General features: G+C 43.2%; 17 protein-coding genes. 9 read left to right on the top strand and 8 right to left on the bottom strand.

The genetic code is table 11. From position 1 onward, the window contains the following. Positions 1-54: 54 nt before the first annotated feature. Both CES82_RS03475 and CES82_RS03470 read right to left on the bottom strand, forming a co-directional pair. The gene (locus CES82_RS03475) at positions 55-837 is read right to left on the bottom strand and encodes an ABC transporter permease (protein WP_098823934.1); all 783 of its coding nucleotides are present in this window, start codon (positions 835-837) and stop codon (positions 55-57) included. Continuing rightward, positions 830-1,486 (bottom strand): ABC transporter ATP-binding protein, encoded by a 657-nt coding sequence (locus CES82_RS03470; protein ID WP_098823933.1) that lies wholly within the window; start codon positions 1,484-1,486, stop codon positions 830-832. Before CES82_RS03470 ends, CES82_RS03475 begins: the two co-directional genes overlap by 8 nt. 300 nt (positions 1,487-1,786) lie before the next feature. Between CES82_RS03470 and CES82_RS03465 the strand changes: the two genes are divergently transcribed. The 5 genes from CES82_RS03465 to CES82_RS03445 all read left to right on the top strand — a co-directional run bounded on the left by CES82_RS03465 (position 1,787) and on the right by CES82_RS03445 (position 6,613). Beyond that, positions 1,787-2,833: an ornithine cyclodeaminase family protein gene (locus tag CES82_RS03465; protein ID WP_098823932.1), complete on the top strand. Its 1,047-nt coding sequence runs from the start codon at positions 1,787-1,789 to the stop codon at positions 2,831-2,833. Between the two features lie 12 nt (positions 2,834-2,845). Next, positions 2,846-3,970 (top strand): aminotransferase, encoded by a 1,125-nt coding sequence (locus tag CES82_RS03460; protein ID WP_098823931.1) that lies wholly within the window; start codon positions 2,846-2,848, stop codon positions 3,968-3,970. 216 nt (positions 3,971-4,186) lie between these two features. After that, positions 4,187-4,966, top strand: coding sequence for an MBL fold metallo-hydrolase (locus CES82_RS03455; protein WP_180245644.1), 780 nt, complete (start codon positions 4,187-4,189; stop codon positions 4,964-4,966). A gap of 106 nt (positions 4,967-5,072) precedes the next feature. Continuing rightward, on the top strand, positions 5,073-5,645 hold the full coding sequence (locus CES82_RS03450; protein WP_098823929.1) for a TetR/AcrR family transcriptional regulator: 573 nt from the start codon (positions 5,073-5,075) through the stop codon (positions 5,643-5,645). A gap of 83 nt (positions 5,646-5,728) precedes the next feature. Continuing rightward, positions 5,729-6,613 carry a 3-hydroxyacyl-CoA dehydrogenase gene (locus tag CES82_RS03445; protein ID WP_098823928.1) on the top strand — a complete coding sequence of 295 codons (885 nt, stop codon included), beginning with the start codon at positions 5,729-5,731 and terminating at the stop codon, positions 6,611-6,613. A 90-nt stretch (positions 6,614-6,703) separates the two neighbouring features. Here CES82_RS03445 and CES82_RS03440 read toward each other — a convergent pair whose 3' ends face one another. Further along, entirely contained in the window at positions 6,704-7,165 is a 462-nt protein-coding gene (locus CES82_RS03440) for a MarR family winged helix-turn-helix transcriptional regulator (protein WP_143466282.1), read from the bottom strand. Positions 7,166-7,311: 146 nt separating this feature from the next. Here CES82_RS03440 and CES82_RS03435 point away from each other — a divergent pair, with 146 nt between their 5' ends. Then, entirely contained in the window at positions 7,312-8,184 is an 873-nt protein-coding gene (locus CES82_RS03435; RefSeq protein ID WP_180245643.1) for an MBL fold metallo-hydrolase, read from the top strand. Positions 8,185-8,227: 43 nt separating this feature from the next. After that, entirely contained in the window at positions 8,228-8,854 is a 627-nt protein-coding gene (locus CES82_RS03430) for a nuclear transport factor 2 family protein (protein ID WP_098823925.1), read from the top strand. 203 nt (positions 8,855-9,057) lie between these two features. On the opposite strand, the gene CES82_RS03425 is transcribed toward CES82_RS03430, so the two are convergent. The 4 genes from CES82_RS03425 to CES82_RS03410 all read right to left on the bottom strand — a co-directional run bounded on the left by CES82_RS03425 (position 9,058) and on the right by CES82_RS03410 (position 15,134). Next, positions 9,058-10,026: an amidohydrolase family protein gene (locus CES82_RS03425; RefSeq protein ID WP_098823924.1), complete on the bottom strand. Its 969-nt coding sequence runs from the start codon at positions 10,024-10,026 to the stop codon at positions 9,058-9,060. Between the two features lie 221 nt (positions 10,027-10,247). After that, positions 10,248-13,769 carry a MucBP domain-containing protein gene (locus CES82_RS03420; protein WP_098823923.1) on the bottom strand — a complete coding sequence of 1,174 codons (3,522 nt, stop codon included), beginning with the start codon at positions 13,767-13,769 and terminating at the stop codon, positions 10,248-10,250. Positions 13,770-14,021: 252 nt separating this feature from the next. Next, positions 14,022-14,654, bottom strand: a complete 633-nt coding sequence (locus CES82_RS03415; RefSeq protein WP_098823922.1) for a hypothetical protein — start codon at positions 14,652-14,654, stop codon at positions 14,022-14,024. A 27-nt stretch (positions 14,655-14,681) separates the two neighbouring features. Further along, positions 14,682-15,134, bottom strand: a complete 453-nt coding sequence (locus CES82_RS03410) for a hypothetical protein (RefSeq protein WP_098823921.1) — start codon at positions 15,132-15,134, stop codon at positions 14,682-14,684. Positions 15,135-15,412: 278 nt separating this feature from the next. Here CES82_RS03410 and CES82_RS03405 point away from each other — a divergent pair, with 278 nt between their 5' ends. Then, positions 15,413-16,315 (top strand): 3-hydroxyacyl-CoA dehydrogenase, encoded by a 903-nt coding sequence (locus CES82_RS03405; RefSeq protein ID WP_098823920.1) that lies wholly within the window; start codon positions 15,413-15,415, stop codon positions 16,313-16,315. 92 nt (positions 16,316-16,407) lie between these two features. Here CES82_RS03405 and CES82_RS03400 read toward each other — a convergent pair whose 3' ends face one another. After that, a complete protein-coding gene (locus tag CES82_RS03400; protein WP_098823919.1) occupies positions 16,408-17,580 on the bottom strand; it encodes an aminotransferase class I/II-fold pyridoxal phosphate-dependent enzyme in 1,173 nt (390 codons plus the stop codon). 373 nt (positions 17,581-17,953) lie between these two features. On the opposite strand from CES82_RS03400, the gene CES82_RS03395 reads away from it, so the two are divergent. Beyond that, positions 17,954-19,360: an amino acid permease gene (locus CES82_RS03395; protein ID WP_098823918.1), complete on the top strand. Its 1,407-nt coding sequence runs from the start codon at positions 17,954-17,956 to the stop codon at positions 19,358-19,360. The last annotated feature ends 14 nt before the right edge of the window (positions 19,361-19,374 follow it).

Here is a 19,374-nt window from a genome sequence, read left to right as displayed (position 1 = left end):
CAACTTTACTATCAGCGACTAACTGAATGGTAAAGCTGCTTTTGTGTTATCAGCTTATTTAGCCGAATTTAACGATTTATCTCTCAATTGCATATCACTGTTGTAATACCGCGGATAGGCCAGATAACAGGCAATCACGCTACCAATACTAGTGGCCGCTAATAACATAAAAGTAACCATGATCTGATACATGATGGCCTTGGTGGGGTCAACACCCGCGAAAATCAAACCCGACATCATGCCAGGTAAACTAACGATTCCCACCGTTTTGGCTGAGTCAATTGTAGGTGCCATGCCAGTCCGAATCGCCATTTGAACGATGTGTGCGGAAGCTTGTTTCAAATTAGCGCCAAGGGCCAATCGTTCCAGCACGCCCTGCCGCTGATCGTGGAAACTGGTATTCATACTGCGGTAGGCCAGTCCAATAGCCACCATAGCGTTACTAGCAATCATCCCGGAAATTGGCACGATTTGACTAGGTGTAAACCGGACTGCACCCGCTATAACCAGCAACAGAATCGTAATTAATGTAGCGGTGGCAATCGCCAGCAGACTAATAACGAAGGCGTGAGGAATACCGTTGGCTCGCTTATTTGCGTTCAAAGCGGCGTTAAAGATAATAATTGCCACCATTAAGCCCGTCAGCCAAATTCGATTGACCTTAATGATGTAGGTCAATACGTAGCCAACCACCGTCAGTTGAATGACTGCCCGAATCACACCAATAATCATATCGCGTTCCAAGCCAATTTTTTCCTTTAAATTAATCGCTAAGGCAATCACAACGAGGATCACCGCAAAGGCTAACGCTGTAGGACTGACAATTAAATTATTCATGAGCTGGCACCTCAATCTTCCCGTCGCGAATCCTCATCAAATCATCCGCAGCCGCAATTTCCGACTCATCGTGGGTGACAGACAGCACGGTAACGCCACTTTCACGATAGGATTGAATCAAGCGGTGAACTACACCCTTGGTATCGACATCCAGTCCTGCTGATATTTCGTCCAGCAACAATACCTGTGGCTTAAACAGCAGGTTCCTCACCAGTGCCACTCGCTGCTTCTCACCACCCGATAACTCAATGATGGGCTGATCCAGCATCTCTGCTTTTAACTCAACCGAATCCAGTGCAGCCAAAGCCTTAGTCTCATCAAAGGTTTGGTTGCGAATCTCAAACGGAAATTTTAAGTTGTCCCGCACGGTTTCACCAAACAACGTTGGTTGCTGGAAACAATAGGAAACTTGCTGCCGGTAGACGGGCTTAGGATAGGTCGACTGTTTTTTACCATTAAACTTCACCACCCCGGCTGTTGGTGTCAGTAAGGTTGCTAAAATGCGTAAAAACGTACTTTTCCCCGACCCGGATGGACCCGCAATGGTCAAATTAGCCCCCTGTTCAATCTGAACAGTAATATCTTGCAAAATCTGGTTTTTACCGTTTCGGTACCTTAACCCCTGAACGTCAAAAATTGGTTCTGTCATCATAATCCCCCCAATTATTCTATTGAATCAAGTTTATCTTAGAAAGCGCTTTTTTACTAGCAACTCGTCACGTTGTCATCAGATGAGACTTGGGTTAATACAAAATTAAAATTGACTTTCAAATTCCCCAATGCTAGACTAATTGCAATTGAACAAACTTGGTCGATATGTCACCGGATATATCAGACTATAAGAGTGATGGTATTCATTATTCTACCCGTAGGTACGGCGCTGCAAAGCGTTACAAGGGTTGAATGGTGGATACCTTTTTTCTTTTAAACAATTTGAGGAGGTTTCAATATGCGTGTATTAACTGCATCCGACTTACAGCAAGTATTAGATTTCCCGAGTGTCATCAAAGTGGTGGGAGACGCTTACCGTGAAAAAGCCACCGGCGACGGCACTATTTGGCCGATGATTTACCATGAATTCATTTCAGATCAGGCCGACATGGATATCCGTTCCGGTTATTTGAAGTCACAGGGTGTCTACGGGATGAAATTACTGTCCTGGTTCGCGGGAAACGATGCCAAACAACTGCCTGAACTCAACGGCACCGTTAATCTGTACGATGACCAAACTGGTTTACCAAAGGGGATCGTTAACGCAGCGGCCCTCACCGGGTACCGGACTGGCGCTGCTGGAGCGGTGGCTTCTAAAACATTAGCCAATCCAGACGCTACTAAGCTCCTGCTGGTGGGTTCCGGTTCACAGGCCGCCTTTCAGGTGATGGCCGAATTGACGGTACTACCAAAGTTACGTGACATTACCATTGTGAACGTGGTGTCACCGGGAAATGCTGAGGCACTGGCTCATTCACTAGTTGAAACGCTCACCAACCAATTTCTGCCAGCGATTGATAGCAACAGTGAGGAACATCAACGACTTGCCAAGCAATTAACTGCGCTTAAAGTCAGTGCTAGTGATGATCTTAAAGCAGCAACTCAGCAAGCCGACGTCATCGTTACCGCGACGCCTTCAACCAAACCGATGATCAAAGCTGATTGGGTCAAACCTGGTACTCACATCAATACCATTGGTGCCGATATGGCCGGCAAACAAGAAGTAGACGAACAGTTATTCAGTTCCGCTAAGTTCTACGTGGATGACCGTACACAATCAGCTAGTGTCGGGGAAGCCCAAACGGCCGTGAAAGCCGGTATTGTCACCGAAGAACAGCTACCAGAAATTGGTGAATTGCTCGCCAAAACAACTGAAAATCAGTGGGTCCCACAAACCGTGACGTTATTTGACAGTACGGGCATTGCGCTGCAAGACATCGCAGCTGCTAACCTTGCACTGGATAACGCTGCTAAGTTAAACCTCGGACAAACTATCAACCTTTAGGAGAATTTAATTATGAAAATGAAAACCTTTGGCGTCGAACAATGGATGGACGAATACGAAACAGCTGCAACCTATAATCTCGGCGAAACCTGTGTCTCACCGCTGTCCTTGCACGCATTACTCAGCTTAACCGATACTGATGAACAAACTTTTACGCAGAAAATGTTAACCACCCGACTGACCTATGGCAACATCGTGGGTGCTCCCGAATTACGTGCAGGCATCACGCAGCTTTACCAAAACTTGACCCCTGAAAACGTGGTCACCACCCATGGTGCAATCGGTGCTAACAGTCTGGTACTGACAACCTTAGTCGACCCCGACGATGAAGTAGTCGTCGTTACGCCCACTTACCAGCAACTGCAGTCAATTCCAGAAACCATTGGTGCAACAGTCCGGTTGCTTGCTCTGAAACCGGAAAATGATTACCTGCCAGACATCGCCCAGTTAAAGACCTTAGTGAACGATAAAACGAAATTAATCGTGCTGAACAATCCGGATAATCCTTCTGGTTCATTAATGCCGCAAGAACACCTGCAACGGATCATTGAAGTTGCTAAATCAGTTGACGCCTACGTTTTGTGCGACGAAGTTTACCGTCATTTAACCCAAACTGATACCTATTCCCCTTCAGTCATCGACCTTTACGACAAGGGAATTTCTACCAGCAGCATGTCAAAGGTCTTCTCACTTGCCGGCTTGCGGTTAGGCTGGGTAGCAACTCATGATGAAGCCTTCATGAAAACCATCCTGTCGCACCGTGACTACAACACCATCAGCTGTGGTGTGCTGGACGAAATGGTAGCAGAAGTTGCCCTGAATCATAAAGATACCTTACTGAAACGGAACCGCGATATCGTGCGAAAGAACTTAGCCATCTTAAACGACTGGGTTAATTCTCAGCCACATATCAGCTGGGTCAAACCTCAAGCTGGGACAACGGCTTTACTGCACTACGATTTCGCTCTGCCAAGTGAACAATTCTGTGATCAATTATTTAAACAGACCGGCGTGCTGCTAGTCCCTGGTGCTGAATTCGACATTGAACACGCACTGCGAATCGGGTATGCCTTTGAGAGCAAAGAACTGCAAACCGGACTGGATAAATTAAGTGAATTCATGACTGGTTTGAATTAACAAACACCCAACATTAAAACAATCTAAGATTAGTTCACTAACAACTCAGCCACGACTGCAAAACAGTAATATCTAACCTTTAGTGTATTGACTAACGCGGCAATGAGTCCGATAATTAAGGTATAATTAGATTGATTTGACGATAAAACGGATGGTTGCTAGTGGCTATTTTTGTGATGATTAAACTGGTCATTTAACAGAAAAGAGATTTTTACTTTGAGTGAAGACAATCTTGAACCTTTATCAATTACTCAACTGGAGCCTGACTTATGGCAGCTGCAGCTGTGGTTCGTCCACGCTTTTTTGATCCATGATGATCATGACGGCTGGATTTTAATCGATTCTGGTTATCCGGTTAAACCCGGTCACCCAAATATGGTGGTCCGTGCCCTAGACCAACTAGGCTTGAAGACTACTGATATCACTCAAATTCTGATTACGCATGGCCATCCAGATCACATCGGTAACGTTGCTTTAGTAGCTGCACAATCCCACGCACCAATTTGGATGGGTGCCGCTGATGCAGGAATTTTGGAAAAATCCTTCCCAATGCCACCCGTTCATCAGTATGATGGCAGTCCTGGTAAGGGTTGTCCCTATTTTGAACCAGCTCCGGTCACTCACCGCATTCATGGTGATACTCAAATTCCGTTAGCTGGGGGCATTACAGCGATTGAGACACCTGGTCATAGTGCTGGACAGGTAGCCTATCTTTGGAACCGTCACAACGGCATCTTATTTGCTGCCGATAACTTGATTAATGAAAACGATGATCTCGCTATTGCGCCTGGTAATATTGATTTTAATCAGGTGCGTCATAGTCTTGAGAAGTTAAGTTACTACGAATTCGATAAACTGCTCGTCAGTCATGGCAACGATTTACTTGCAAATGCCAGCTTTATTTACAGAAACCTTTGGCTACCAAATCTGATACCACAAACCCTTAATAGCGTTGATTCTAAAAATTATCAACCACAAAGCGTGAACGTATCATAACAGTTGAAAAATCCAGTATGTTAAAAAGCGGTTAGCCACGTGCTAATCGCTTTTTTAATCGGCAAATATGTTAAACTTTACTCATTAAGAAGCTGAGGTGAGATGATTGGCTACTCAACAAGCAAGAACGAGTGATTTAAAATTATTCAACGCTTTCATTGACTTATTGAATGACGGCAAACAACTAGATACTATCAGTACACGCCATTTGATTGCGCAAGCTGGCATTTCTAAATCCACTTTTTATCGTCATTATGCTGATAAATTTGCTTTTTACAACTGGGTAGCCGACTACTTACTTAGTCAGCTTCAAGAAACGGTACAGGAAGCCCAAACGCCACTGATATTTTATCGACGCTACTTTGAAAAGTGTCAGGCTTACCGGCAAGCCTACAAGTCCTTCATCGTTGATCAACATTGGTTGGGCTTCGAACAGAGGTTGCTAGAGGAAGGGATGACCAATTACACCGCCATTCTCGGTAAAATTAATCAACCAGATATCCCGGTGACAAACATCGCGTCCTACATCGTAGCTGCTCACGTGGGCATGGCACTTAACTGGCTACGAACTGACGGTACCAGTACCCCTGATGAATTAGCAAATCAGCTTACTCGTTTGACTACTGGTGCACTAGCTGCCTTTAACATTAATTTTGCCAATCTCTTCCAACTAAAATAATTTGGGACACAATCCCGTTTTCTGGCTCTCCTTATTTGCTATCAGTCTCCTTATAATTGATAACAAATAAGGAGGCTTTTTTAATGACAATTAAAATGCTTACCGTTGCCGGTGGCGGTGTATTAGGCAGTCAAATCGCCTATCAGGCAGCATACAAAGGATTCCCAGTTACCATCTACGATATTAATGAAGACGCCCTTAACGCCGCTAAAAAACGAGTTGCAGCTTTACAACCCAGTTATCAGACTGATTTAAACGTGAACGAAACTGACTTTAAAGCTGGCGTTTCACGCCTAACTTATACTAGTGACCTGGCAAAGGCTGTTAAACAGGCTGATTTAGTCATCGAAGCGATCCCTGAAAACCTTGATTTAAAAACCAAATTTTACCAGCAAATTAGTGAACTGGCTCCCGCTACAGCTATTTTCTCCAGCAACTCTTCCAGTTTGCTCCCTAGTCAATTAGCGCCTGCCACAAGTCATCCAGAACGCCTATTGAACATGCATTTTGCCAACCATATTTGGGTCAATAACACCGCAGAAATCATGGGCTCACCCAAAACCGATCCGGAAGTTTATCGAGAAGTGGTGGCCTTTGCTAAAGCCATCGGCATGATCCCCATTCAGCTTAAAAAAGAACACCCTAGTTATATCCTGAATTCCCTGCTGACACCGCTAATGGTTTCTGGCATGTCGCTATGGGTCAATGGCGTGGCTGATCCACAAACCATTGATAAAACTTGGATGCTTGCTACTGGTGCCGAGATGGGACCTTTCGCCATTCTGGATATGATTGGTGCCCGTACGTTAACAGCCGTCCCGTTACCAAAAACTATGGATCCAGATGGTCAGATTACGGCTAAATTAAAACAACGGCTGGCTGAAGGTAAATTAGGGATGGAATCTGGTGAGGGCTTTTACCACTATCCCAATCCAGAATTTCAACAACCTGACTTTTTGAAAGCTTAATTCAACATAAATAATGCCTACTCCACCAATCGTGGAATAGGCATTATTTATGTTGAATTAAGCTTGGTTATTTTGATATCGATTCGATTATTACTCTAGTTTATCCCGCGCGGCCAGCACATCATTAACATTGATTTTTTCAGCACGCTGTTTTAAAAAGGCTAAAGCTGATACCAATGTTCCTTTTTCTTTTTCTGATAGGCCATCAACAATCAGTGAATCCCAGTATGACATTGCATCAACAATTTGGGTGACTGTTTTGTCCCCCAATGGTTCAATGTAGACCTTTTTAGTCCGTTGATTATTCTCATCAATCACCCGTTTAAGCAGGCCATCCGCTTCCATGCGTTTCAGGCTCCGCGCCACCATGGCGTTATCTACTGATAAGTTATGACCGATCTGATCCTGAATGATTCCAGGATTTTCCTTCACGTTAATCAAAATAATGGCATCAACTTCTGTCAGCCCCATTTTTTTAACGAAATACTTCATGTACATCTGTGTTTTTCTTGAAAACACACCAGTAGAGATACCTATTCCTAATGAGTCCAATTCAGTCACTTCCCTTGAGCTTTAGAATAGCAAAAATAAAAGATTTTATCAACTGTTGACAAAATCAATAGTTGATGATAATCTATAGTCACTCGATTGAAACAAGTTCAACGTCGTCTTTCAATCGATGAGAAAGGAAGATGATCATGATAAAACAGCAAGTTCCTGGATACTTTAGAATTCAACTTGGTGATTATGAAATCACAGCTTTATACGATGGCTTCACTGCTGGTACCACCGATTCCTACTATGGCAGCGATGCAGAATCCATCACTAACATTTGGAAAACTAACTATACGAATACAACCATGATTGATGGCCGGCTAAATATTAAGGTCGATTCCAACACCTATTTAATTAATACTGGTCAGGACGTTACCTTAATCGATACAGGAAGTGGCAATGTGCTTGGGCCAAACATGGGCAGCATGTTAACCAATCTAAAGGCTTCCGGTTATGAACCTGAAGACGTGGATCAGATCTTGTTAACGCACGCCCACCCGGACCACATTAATGGTCTGGTAATCGATAACCAGATGACGTTTCCAAACGCTACCGTTTATTTGAAAAAAACAGACTACGATTTCTGGGTGAACATCATTCCTAACCTCAAAGATTTATTGGCGCCATACATGGCGAAAAACCAGTGCATCCTATTCGACAGCAATGACGCAATTAGTGCTGGCATCACCCCCGTTGCCCTACCCGGCCATACGATGGGACACACAGGCTATCAAGTTGAATCGCAAGGACAGAAACTGTTTGTCTGGGGCGATGTGCTTCACGATCCAGACGTTCAACTCACTGATCTGGACATTGAAATCGTTTTGGGTAAATTCGATGAAAAACGGGTCAATACCGAAATTTCAACGGCTAAAAGGGCTGTGGAACAAGTCGTCGACGATCAAGAATTAATTGCCGGTGCTCACCTACCCTTCCCTGGGATTGGTCACATCGTCAAGAATCAGAACACACCGGGCTATCGTTTCATCCCCGTTCACTATAATCCATGCAACTAACACAAAATAATTTGCTTCAAGTTACCCCTAAGGAGGAATTAAGATGATTAAAGATTTTCATGATGTTCCATTTGATCAAACTGATGCAGAAGTAATGGACCGGCAAAAAATTCGTGAACTGTTAGAATACGAACGTTATACACGCGACAATGGTTACTTCGACCAAGAAGCTGCCTGTTACAGCGATGATGCCACGATTCACGTTTCTTGGTTCAACGGTCCTGCTAAAGACTACATTGCAAAAACTAAAGCTGCCGGTGGCGGTGGCTCCAAACACAAGATGAACAGTACCATGGTCTGGTTGAACGGCGATAAGGCGATTGCCGAAATGTCCGTAACCATGCTTTCACCTCGTCAACAAATTGATGGTAACGAATTTGACCTAGTATCTTACGTTCGAATCTTTAGTGAACTAAAAAAGATTAATGGACAATGGAAAATCGTCTATGGCGACTGCATTTACGAGCGAGATTCGCTACTGCCAACCCTTCCTGGTGCCAACTTACAGCTGGATAATGATGAAATCAATCAGTATCGAGAAAGCTACAAGTGCCTGTGTTACATTCTTTCTCGTTCGGGTCAAAAAGGAGATCAGAACCAGCCTGGCGACGATAAACCAGAAACGGTTGAAAAGCTATACAGTAAAGCAAGTGAATGGTTCTTTAACTAAAAAGGGCCGTGACGTCAGTCTATATTGATAAAAGTTTCACCTAATTTCTTAACCGAAAGACAATTTATAATCTAGTCTAAAAGAACGGCTCCACAACTCAGGTTCCGGCCATTAAACACAAAAATGCGTATCCCGACGACAAAGTTCAACGGAATACGCATTTTTGTGTTTAATTCTGGAATCTACCGAATTATGTCACACTCTTAAAGTTTAAACAATTTTTCAGCAGTCCCATGCGCCATCATTTCACGATCCTTATCGTTAAATGGCGCATCTTCAATAAAGGACTTCACTTTATCTTCCATCTTAACGTATGGATAGTCCTCAGAATAAAGCATATGATCGGCACCCATTTCGGTGTGAACCATCTGCAACTGTGGTGCAGTCAGCATCCCTGAAGGGCCAACGTAGACATTCTTACGGTAGTAGTAAGAAAATGGGTGTGGCAATTCAGAGAATCGACCGAACACATCGAGCCGTTCGATAAACATGGGCACGAATTCACCCCAGTGACCAGAGATCAACTTCAAGTTCGGGTGCTTTTCAAATAAACCAGAAAAGACTAACCGCGCCATCTGAACACCCTGTTCCATGTGCCAGCCCCACGCAGCACCGGCCATCATATTTGCCATCATGTCGCTGTATGCTGAGCTATCAAATAAGATTGCCTTTTGATCATCGGTCATCACACCAGGATGTAAGTATAGCGGCACATCCAGCTTTTCAGCCGTAGCAAAAATCGGGTCAAACTTGGCTTGATCTAGAAATTGACCGTTGATGGTACCACTAATGATGGCGCCTTTCAGACCCAGCTTCGTAACCGCACGTTCTAATTCCTTGGCAGCTTCGTCTGGAACGTTAACTGGCAGAGCAGCTAAACCAGCCAAGCGGTCAGGATGCTGCGAAACGGTTTCAGCCAGTGAGTCGTTTTGTGCCTTGCAAGCATCAACAGTTTTGTCATCAGGCAATACTTGTGGTGAATTACCGGCATCGGAAATAATTTGCATGTCGATGCCGTACTTATCCATATAAGCAATTCGACTATCAGCATCCGTCAGATCTTTGTTAAGCTTCTCTTGAAAGGGATTGTTATTAGGGACCTTGGAAAATTCGTTGAATTCTTTAACGTTCTTATTGGTATCAAAATGTTCTTCAGTTGTGATAATTTTCAATTGATAATCTCTTCTTTCCTTTAATATCAAATACGATCATATGACTGTCAGTATTTTAACATCAGTTAGTTGCGTGCGCAAACAAAATTGACAGTTCTTAGTTAATCCTTATTAAGTCTGATTTAAAATCCCAACATTGCGTTGATTCTAGTGATTTCACTATTAGACTAAAATAAAAAAGACAATCAGGTTCTCAAATTCTGATTGTCTTAATATTCTAATTAATCACAGCGTTTCTTTTTGATTCCAAAAAGTCCAAGCATTGATACCAATACAGCACCAAGTAAGCTAAAATTGCCACCGTTATCTTCATTCGTTTGTGGCAACTGATCATGTGTTGTAGATGACGCATTTGTACTAACAATATTAGTAGCTTGTTTACTTACAGCATGTGCTGTTACATCAGTCTGAGCTGACGAACCACCTTTGTTTGCCACGACGCTACCATTATCTTTATCAGTTTCAATCGTTGTTTTGCCACCATTTTCTGTTGTCGTTGGCACCTGATTGTCAGTAGTAACGTTGGTGATGCCATCGTTAGTTGGTGACATAGGTACTTCCCCAGAATCTTCAGTTGGTGCAATCGGTGTATCCTCACCAGTAGTTGCCGGAACAACGACTGGTTGGAGCTTAGCATAATTAACAGTCACGCTCTCATTAGTCGGCATCCCCGTTGTTGCAGGCAATCCTTCCTGTGCCACTACGGTAGCCGGCTGGTCGTTAAGAGTTGCTGAATAACCTGAAACAATCGGAATTTCATATTGATAGAACCCGCTTTGAGGCGTGTAAATTGACTGATTAGTGACTTCGTTAGTCACCTTCTTATACCAAACGGTCTGCACTATCGGATTAATGTTCAGAGCACCGTCAGAGCTTGTAAAGTTGATGAGTCGCGTCACAGGCACATAGTTGGTAGCCAATTTTGGCGTGTAAACGTAGTAAACGATTCTGTGCATGGCATCGTATGTGCCGGTTGGCTCGCCGTATACTTTAGCAAGTTCATACCCTTTATCTGCTAACTTAGCCTGATAAGCTTCATTAACCACACCCGTGTCATAATTTCCGGATGGCAACACGCCCTTATCCAGATCAAAATCACCGTATAGTCCTTGCTGAAGAATGTTCCCAGTTGAATCATCCACAAAAACAACTTCAACTGGTTGATTAGGAATGTAATCTGCCAGCGGCATTAGCCCTTGTGCTAAATTGCCGTCCTGATTATTAGTCCCAATCGTACCCGTCAGTGTGTAATTAGGGTATTGGTTCACTACATGGCCATTGATTGCCACTGCTGCACTGGTGATTGGCTTTGCCGCTGAAACTTCAGGGAGTTTATCGTGTGCAAATGCTGCCCCTGGGGTTTCAAGATCATTTGTCTTCTTTACCGCGGTATCTGTTATATCGCTTGTTTTTGTAATGGTATCACCAATATACATTGCCCCTGGATTAGGATCAGCAGTCGTCTTTTTGTAGTAAATATTGATGGTGACTGGTTGACCACCGGTATCATCTAGTGACTTAAATCCATTCCCTATTAAGACACTGTCTGCCTGAGTTCTTTGCTCATCATACGTATAGCCGTTAAAGGTTGGCTCATAGTCAAAATTAAAGTCAGCACTGCCGCTAATCCAATTAGCCGGATCCTGTGCGTCATATTCAATTTGAAAAATAACATCAGCTGGGGCAGCTTCGTTCACGTAATTAATCACAACAGGTGCTAATTTCTCATAGTAAGCTTTAATCATCTTTTGCTGATCAACTGGGGCAAACGTGAGATCAGTGGTGTCATTACCCACGAATTTATAACCAGCGATCTCAGCCTGTGCCACCTTACCAGATACCGTTAACTGACCTGGATCAACCGTGGATACCGTTGTTTGAGCCACATAAGTTCCATTGATTTGAACAGGGGTACCTGGAATTGAAGACTGGCCACTGTTAAATCCAAGGAGTTGTTGTGTATCCTTATCAACATAAGCAATCGTGACTTGACCCGTGACCGTTGTCTCTGGTGTGGTTTCTGTCTGCGTGGTGGTTGGCTCAGTTATGGTGTCAGCTGGTGAATCGCTCTTATAATAGGCTGTAATCGTTTTGCCATCCGTCACTGGGGCGAAGTTCAACGTGTCGCCTTCACCTAGTTTATCAAAGGTATATCCCAAAATTCTTGGTTGGACATAGGCATCTTTAACTTTCATTTTCGTGACCAGGTCTGGATCAACCGTTGTTGTAGCGGTATAACTACCACTAATTGTTGCCGGAGCTGTTGATGGGAAACCTGCATTATCTCTATTAAATGATAAGACTGTTTCAGGGTTGTCTTCATCAACGTACTTGATTGTGATTTGACCTGTAACGGTTGCTTCTGGTGTGGTTTCCGGTGTGGTTTCCGGCTCCGTTGTCGTGTCAGGGGCAGCTACAGAGTTGTTCTTATAATAAGCAGTAATTGTCTTGCCATCAGCCACTGGGGCGAAGTTCAACGTGTCACCTTCACCTAATTTATCAAAGGTATAGCCTGGAATTGATGGTTCAGTAAAGTCTGACTTTACTTTTGCTTCAGTCACTAAATCTGATTTAATCGTTGTCGTAGCTACATAACTATCCGCAATTTCTGCCTGAGTATCTTCATCAACGTACTTGATTGTGATCTGTCCTGTGACCGCTGTTTCTGGTGTGGTTTCCGGTGTGGTTTCCGGCTCAGTTGTCGTGTCAGGGACAGCTACAGAGTTGTTCTTATAATAGGCAGTGATTGTCTTGCCATCAGCCACTGGTGCGAAGTTCAACGTGTCACCTTCACCTAGTTTATCAAAGGTATAGCCTGAGATTGTTGGTTTAGTAAAGTCTGACTTAACTTTCGCTTCAGTCACTAAATCCGGTTTAATCGTTGTCGTAGCTACATAACTATCTGCAATTTCCGCCTGAGTATCTTCATCAACGTACTTGATTGTGATCTGTCCTGTGGTCGCTGCCTCTGGTGTCGGTTCCGTCTGCGTAGCGGTTGGCTCCATCGTGTCAGGGACAGTCACAGAATTATTCTTATAATAAGCAGTAATTGCCTTGCCATCAGCCACTGGTGCGAAGTTCAACGTGTCACCTTCACCTAATTTATCGAAGGTATAGCCCGAGATAAAAGGCTCAGCAAAGTCTGACTTAACTTTCGCTTCAGTCACTAAATCTGGTTTAATTGTCGTCGTCGCTACATAACTATCCGCAATTTCTTTCTGAGTATCCTCATCTACATATTTAATCGTAACTTGACCCGTTGCTGCTGTTTCTGGTGTAGGTGCCGAAACGGCTGTAACAACCTGTGGCTGAACAGTTTGAGCATACTGTTCACTGGCTGCTTCTTTAGCCTGATCAATTTGAGTCCTGTTTGCATCACCTAAGTTGGTAACCTTAGCTGCCACATCAACAGATTTATCACCGGTTTCCTTACTTATACTCGAATCATTATTAACAGTCCCAGCCGATTCTGTTGATGCCGCTGTCTGTGCCGTTTCACTAGTTTTAAGGCGATAGCTAGACGCACTGACACTGTTTTCGGCTGGTTTTACAGCTTCCGTTACATCTGTGTCAGCAGCACTAGCTACTGACACTCCCGTTAACATAGTGATGCCCAACACTACAGTTGTGATCCCTGCTGCAATCCAAAATGTGCCGGACTTATACAATTTAACATGATACGCCAATTTTTGCTCATCCTGATGAAGTTTCTGCCGCTTTTGATTCAGTTCATCATGCTTCATAGTTCTCCCCCTAGAGTAAATTAAATAAATTGGTCTCCTCCAAAAACTAATAGATTATCTTAAACAATCATCGTGCTATTAGTGACTCATCACTCCTACAAAAAATTAATTAGACAAAAACAACCTGCTAATAATACCAATTGTTACTTGTAATAATCAACTTTTTACTCCCCCAGTTTAATACATTTACCATGAAAATGAAAGCGTTTTAATTTGTCGTTTTTCCTTAACCCTACACGTATATAAGCACAGTTACCTGGCATGTTCTTTCAACTCTGCCTCCTGATTCCAATACTGCTGTAATTTTGAAATATCCGTGATTAAACCAACCGTTTGCAACTGTCTTAGATTAAAGAAAAACAACGGTGAAGCAGTCGAAAATTGTGCCATGATTATTCTAATCGTTTGGTATTCTTCATCTGATAAATGCACCAATTGTTTTTGATGCGTCTGTATATGGGCAACACCCGATGTACTGACCAGCAAATTGCTGCTCCATACGATTTGGTTGATGATTTCAAAGTCATTTTCCTTGGCATCCCGAATAAGAATGCTTGCCGACCCACCAGCTTCAATAAAATTGGCAAACCAAAACGCATACCGATTGCGCAGGAAAATATTACGCAGTGGTAATGCACGCAGTTGCTGCAGATACGCTGTTAGGGGTACATTTTGCTGATTCAGCAACCTTTCAATCGTCTGCAGTGCTGTTAGCGTTTGCTCATAATTACCGCGACTTACTTGACCTGAGAAAAAGTCGGTTTCTTTTTCTGACTGCAGATTCACGATACTTAAGATTGCCCGATTTGTTAACTGAAGCCGTTTTTGACTGGCTTTAATGGCCATTATTAAATCAGAAATAGAATCAAATTTCGCATCTGTCATGATTTAATCCGCTTCTTTCATCCTTACTCACTGTTTAAATACTAGCTTTTTCGTCCGGTAATAGGGGTCACTATACATTTGAACCTTGTAGTCCTTATACGACTGCGCATATATTGCGTTGCCATACTTATAATAAACCACCCTTGTTTCGCCACCTTGATACATACCGCTGGCTTTGCCCCAACCCCGAACTAGGTAAGCATCAGTTCCAACCTTACGCCATAGCATATCACTGGCTTTGATTACCGGCATTCCAGAACTCGCGCTTTCCGTACTGTATGGCCGAATTTTAATGACACCACCAAAACCTAAGGGACTATTCTTAGGTAACTTCTGCTGGTAGGTACCTTGGATTTCCCGTGGCGTTCCAATATGCCATCCCTGAGTCCGTAATGCAATGTAGCCTGCCATGATGGCTGCAATAAACAGCACTACGATTGTAGTCAAAATGCCGATTAAAATTTTAACCCATTTTTTCATAATCGATTCATTCCTTATATAACAACTTATCTAGTAATCAGTTAATTCTAACGTCACTATATAGCTAAATGAATCTTGTTTCAATTTTAAAAAAGGACAAACATTTCTCATTATGAACGACTAAACCTTCAAATTTTCACTCTTTAATTATCATACAGATTAGCAATACCATACCAATTTCCCTTAAAAACCGCATATTCGTTGACTTTAAAATCGCTACCAATCTATACTTGCTATGGTTAAAACTAACTTTCTCAATCTATGGAGGCTGATCAACTATGACAAGCATCAATAATGTAACTGTGGCCGGTTCCGGCGTTTTAGGTAGCCAAATTGCCTACCAATGTGCCTACCGTGGCAAGCAAGTCACCGTTTACGATATCAATGATCAAGCAATCGAAAAGGCTAAGTCTCGGATTGCTGGTTTAGAATCTAGTTACACCCGTGATTTAGGTACTTCCGCGCAGAATTTTGCTGAAGGTCTCTCTCGCATTTCGTACACCACTGACCTAAAGACAGCCACAGATGATGCAGACATTGTCATCGAATCAGTGCCCGAAAAAACACAAATTAAACATGACTTTTACGTTCAACTATCTGCGATTGCACCGGCCAAAACGATTTTTGCCAGCAACTCCTCAACACTTGTACCAAGCCAATTCATGGCGGATACTGGCCGACCAGCGCAGTTTTTGAACCTCCATTTTGCTAACGAAGTCTGGAAGAATAACACCGCTGAAATTATGGGCTCACCCAAAACTGATCCTAAAGTGTACGACACAGTGGTCGAATTTGCTAAAGAAATTGGTATGCTGCCTATCAAGCTCAAAAAAGAACAACCTCGCTACATCCTCAACTCAATTCTGGATTCCTACCTGGATGCCGGCTTAACGCTGTGGGCTAAGGGTGTTGCCGATCCGCACACCATTGACCAAACCTGGATGAAAGCCACTGGCGCTCCCATGGGTCCCTTCGCAGTCATGGACCATGTTGGTTTGCGAACCGAATACAACATCCATTCTGTACTAGCCAAGGAATCCAATAATACCGATTTGATAAAAGCAATGACCATGATCAAATCAATGATCGATGATGGTCACCTCGGAGTTGAGTCTGGTGAAGGCTTTTACACGTATCCTGACCCACTGTATGAACAAGAATCATTTTTAAAAGCGGACTAACTCAATTTTTATGACAAATTAAAACACCTCGCATAGCCATTGATAATGGTTATTGCGAGGTGTTTTTTACAACTCTCTTAATTTTGCCGACACTATTTTGCTAATGAACCAACCCGAGCCAATTCCTTAGTTAAGGCATCCACCGCTGCATGCAGGTTTTCGTTACTAGAAGCGTAACTAATTCGCAGTGCTTGCGGATCGCCAAATGGTGCGCCGGGCATCAGACCAACATGATACGTTTTGGCCAAGTGACGCGCAAAAGTAAAACTGTCTTGTTCACATTGTTCTGGAATTTTAGTGAAAATGTAGAACGCCCCTTTAGGCGCCACGTAGGTCATTCCCAACTTATCCAATGACTGCGTGAGGTAATCACGACGCTGTTCATAAATTTTGCGCATAGCCGCAGCGTCATTTTGGCCGTGAGTCAGTGCTTCAACAGCTGCATATTGGACGATTGACGTTGGCGTCGTCACTTCAAACTGATGAGCCTTGGCAATTTGGTCAATCACCCCTGCTGGTCCGAACACGAAACCAATTCGCCAGCCGGTCATCGCATGAGACTTTGAAAGTCCGTTAATGATGATCGTTTGTTCCGGCAACCACTTGGATAACGTGTAGTGTTTAACACCATAGGTAAGTTCGCCGTAGATTTCATCACTGATGACCCAAATATTGTTATCTCGGAATACAGGGACTAAGGCAGCCAACTGTTCTTCTGTGTACACTGCCCCCGTTGGATTGGATGGATCTGTGATGACAACGCCTCTGACAGTCACATCCGGATGTGCAGCAATAGCGTCCGTCACTTGTTTAGGTGTCAGTACACAGTCAGTATCAGTCGTGTCAATCATGATTGGCACTAATTGATTGATCCCAGCCATGGCCTTGTAAACAGGATAAGCTGGCATTGGAATTAAAATGCCATCTCCGGGACGAAACAGCGTCTTAAACGTAGCTGATAAGCCTTCTGTAGCACCAACGGTACAAACAATCTGATCAGCCGTGTATTGGTAGCCAAACTTGTCGCGGTAATACGTTGAAGCAGCGTCCCGCAACTCCTGAATCCCCCAGTAGAAGGGATAGTGCGACTGATTAGCATTAATAGAGGCAATGGCAGCCTGTTTAATGTGTTCTGGCACATTAAAGTCTGGTTCACCAAGTGTCAGTTTAACTATATCTGGATCCTCACTGATTTCGTGATCAAACACCCGTAACGCGGAAGGCTTAACAGATAAAATATCTGGATTCAATTCATTGATTTCCATAAAAATGATACCTCCAAGAAATTTGTTAACGCGCAATAATCAATGAATATTGAATTGAATATTCATTGATTATTCCCGTAAATGACTAGCTGCAACTGCCAGAATTACCAAGCAACGTATACTAGTAAACAAAGGAACGTAGACAAGTAAACTAACATGGACATGTAAGTATTTATTCATTAATTTTTGCATATTAATTATTCATTAAATTTTAATTAGTGAATACAATTAGTCACATTCTCCTTGCTAACAAACTAAATATACCAGCTTTTTCCAATATTTTCCAGTCCGCTTTCAAATTAAATTCTAATTTAATACTTGAATTTTTTATCATTAGGTGATTAAATACAAATAAACGAAAAGGAGTGAGTCTATGGAGAAACAAACAAATATCAATGCCGATGGCACGAAAAGAACCTTATCTAATAGACACGTTCAAATGATTGCGTTAGGTGGTACGATTGGCACTGGCCTTTTCTTGGGTGCCAGTACTTCCATTAAAAAAACTGGTCCATCAATTATTCTGGTTTACATTATCATTGGCGCCTTCTTCTTCTTAATGATGAGAGGAATTGGCGAAATGCTGTATCAAGATCCGTCACAGCATACTTTTATTGCGTTTATCACTCGCTATCTCGGTGACCGCACCGGTTACTTTGCCGGTTGGACCTACTGGATTGGCCTTGTGTGTGTTGGTATGGCAGAACTTACTGCAACCGCTAATTACGTTCAGTTCTGGTTCCCGCACGTCCCAGGCTGGCTGATTCAAATCGTCTTCTTGGCTATTTTGACCGCCGTGAACTTGATTGCCGTTCGACTGTTTGGTGAAGCGGAGTTTTGGTTCTCGACGATTAAAATTATTGCGATCTTAGCCATGATTGCTACTGGCTTCTTCTTGTTATTCAGCCATTTTAAGACTCCTACTGGGACAGTTACCCTATCAAACGTGACGTCTAACTTCACGCTGTTTCCAAACGGTGTCAATAACTTCATTGGTGCCTTTCCAATGGTCTTCTTTGCTTTCTTAGGAATGGAATTTATCGGCATTACCACTGCTGAAACTAAGAATCCACATAAGGTCTTGCCTAAAGCCATCAACGAAATTATCGTTCGAATCCTGATCTTCTACATTGGTGCTTTGTTCGTAATCATGCTGATTTACCCATGGCGCAGCCTTTCAACCACTCAAAGTCCATTTGTTCAGGTCTTCTCGCTGGTTGGACTTCGGGCAGCTGCAGCCGTAATCAACTTCGTGGTTCTCACATCATCTGTCTCCGCACTTAACAGTATGATTTATTCCTCAGGTCGGCACTTCTTCCAGCTAGCCATTGAATCTCACGGTCCATTCATGCGACACTTCCAGAAAATCTCAACGCATGGTGTTCCCGCACTGGCAATTCTCATTTCCACTGGGTGTGTGCTGTTATCACCATTACTCAGCGTGCTACCTGGTGTTTCCAACGCCTTCAGTCTGATTGCATCCGCTACTAGTGACCTCTATCTGATTGTTTACGCCCTGACAATCGTTGCGCATTACCGTTATCGTCGTTCTGCAGACTTTTTACCCGACGGTTTCTTAATGCCAGCCTATAAGGTTGTTGATCCACTGTTGATCGTCTTCTTCGGCGTGGTTTATCTCAGTCTGTTCTTCGATCCAAGCAACCGGATTCCAGCACTCTTGGGAATCGCTTGGTGCGTGATCTTCGGTTTCTTCGCTTCACGAGAGAAATCAACGGTATCGCATGCAAATACTGCAGCGATTAATCAGAAGATAGTTTAATTAAGTCTATTAAA

This window comes from Secundilactobacillus silagincola, assembly GCF_002583405.1.
Lineage (GTDB): Bacteria > Bacillota > Bacilli > Lactobacillales > Lactobacillaceae > Secundilactobacillus > Secundilactobacillus silagincola.
Note: the sequence above shows the minus strand (reverse complement) of the source record. Positions and strands in the feature narration are given on the sequence as shown.

Excerpts from the sequence above, each read along its gene's own strand:
- CES82_RS03465 (WP_098823932.1), top strand. The coding sequence starts at position 1,787 with ATGCGTGTATTAACTGCATCCGACTTACAGCAAGTATTAGATTTCCCG.
- CES82_RS03460 (WP_098823931.1), top strand. The coding sequence starts at position 2,846 with ATGAAAATGAAAACCTTTGGCGTCGAACAATGGATGGACGAATACGAA.
- CES82_RS03410 (WP_098823921.1), bottom strand. The coding sequence starts at position 15,134 with ATGAAAAAATGGGTTAAAATTTTAATCGGCATTTTGACTACAATCGTA.
- CES82_RS03470 (WP_098823933.1), bottom strand. The coding sequence starts at position 1,486 with ATGACAGAACCAATTTTTGACGTTCAGGGGTTAAGGTACCGAAACGGT.
- CES82_RS03430 (WP_098823925.1), top strand. The coding sequence starts at position 8,228 with ATGATTAAAGATTTTCATGATGTTCCATTTGATCAAACTGATGCAGAA.
- CES82_RS03415 (WP_098823922.1), bottom strand. The coding sequence starts at position 14,654 with ATGACAGATGCGAAATTTGATTCTATTTCTGATTTAATAATGGCCATT.
- CES82_RS03420 (WP_098823923.1), bottom strand. The coding sequence starts at position 13,769 with ATGAAGCATGATGAACTGAATCAAAAGCGGCAGAAACTTCATCAGGAT.
- CES82_RS03395 (WP_098823918.1), top strand. The coding sequence starts at position 17,954 with ATGGAGAAACAAACAAATATCAATGCCGATGGCACGAAAAGAACCTTA.
- CES82_RS03405 (WP_098823920.1), top strand. The coding sequence starts at position 15,413 with ATGACAAGCATCAATAATGTAACTGTGGCCGGTTCCGGCGTTTTAGGT.
- CES82_RS03475 (WP_098823934.1), bottom strand. The coding sequence starts at position 837 with ATGAATAATTTAATTGTCAGTCCTACAGCGTTAGCCTTTGCGGTGATC.
- CES82_RS03400 (WP_098823919.1), bottom strand. The coding sequence starts at position 17,580 with ATGGAAATCAATGAATTGAATCCAGATATTTTATCTGTTAAGCCTTCC.
- CES82_RS03445 (WP_098823928.1), top strand. The coding sequence starts at position 5,729 with ATGACAATTAAAATGCTTACCGTTGCCGGTGGCGGTGTATTAGGCAGT.
- CES82_RS03435 (WP_180245643.1), top strand. The coding sequence starts at position 7,312 with ATGATAAAACAGCAAGTTCCTGGATACTTTAGAATTCAACTTGGTGAT.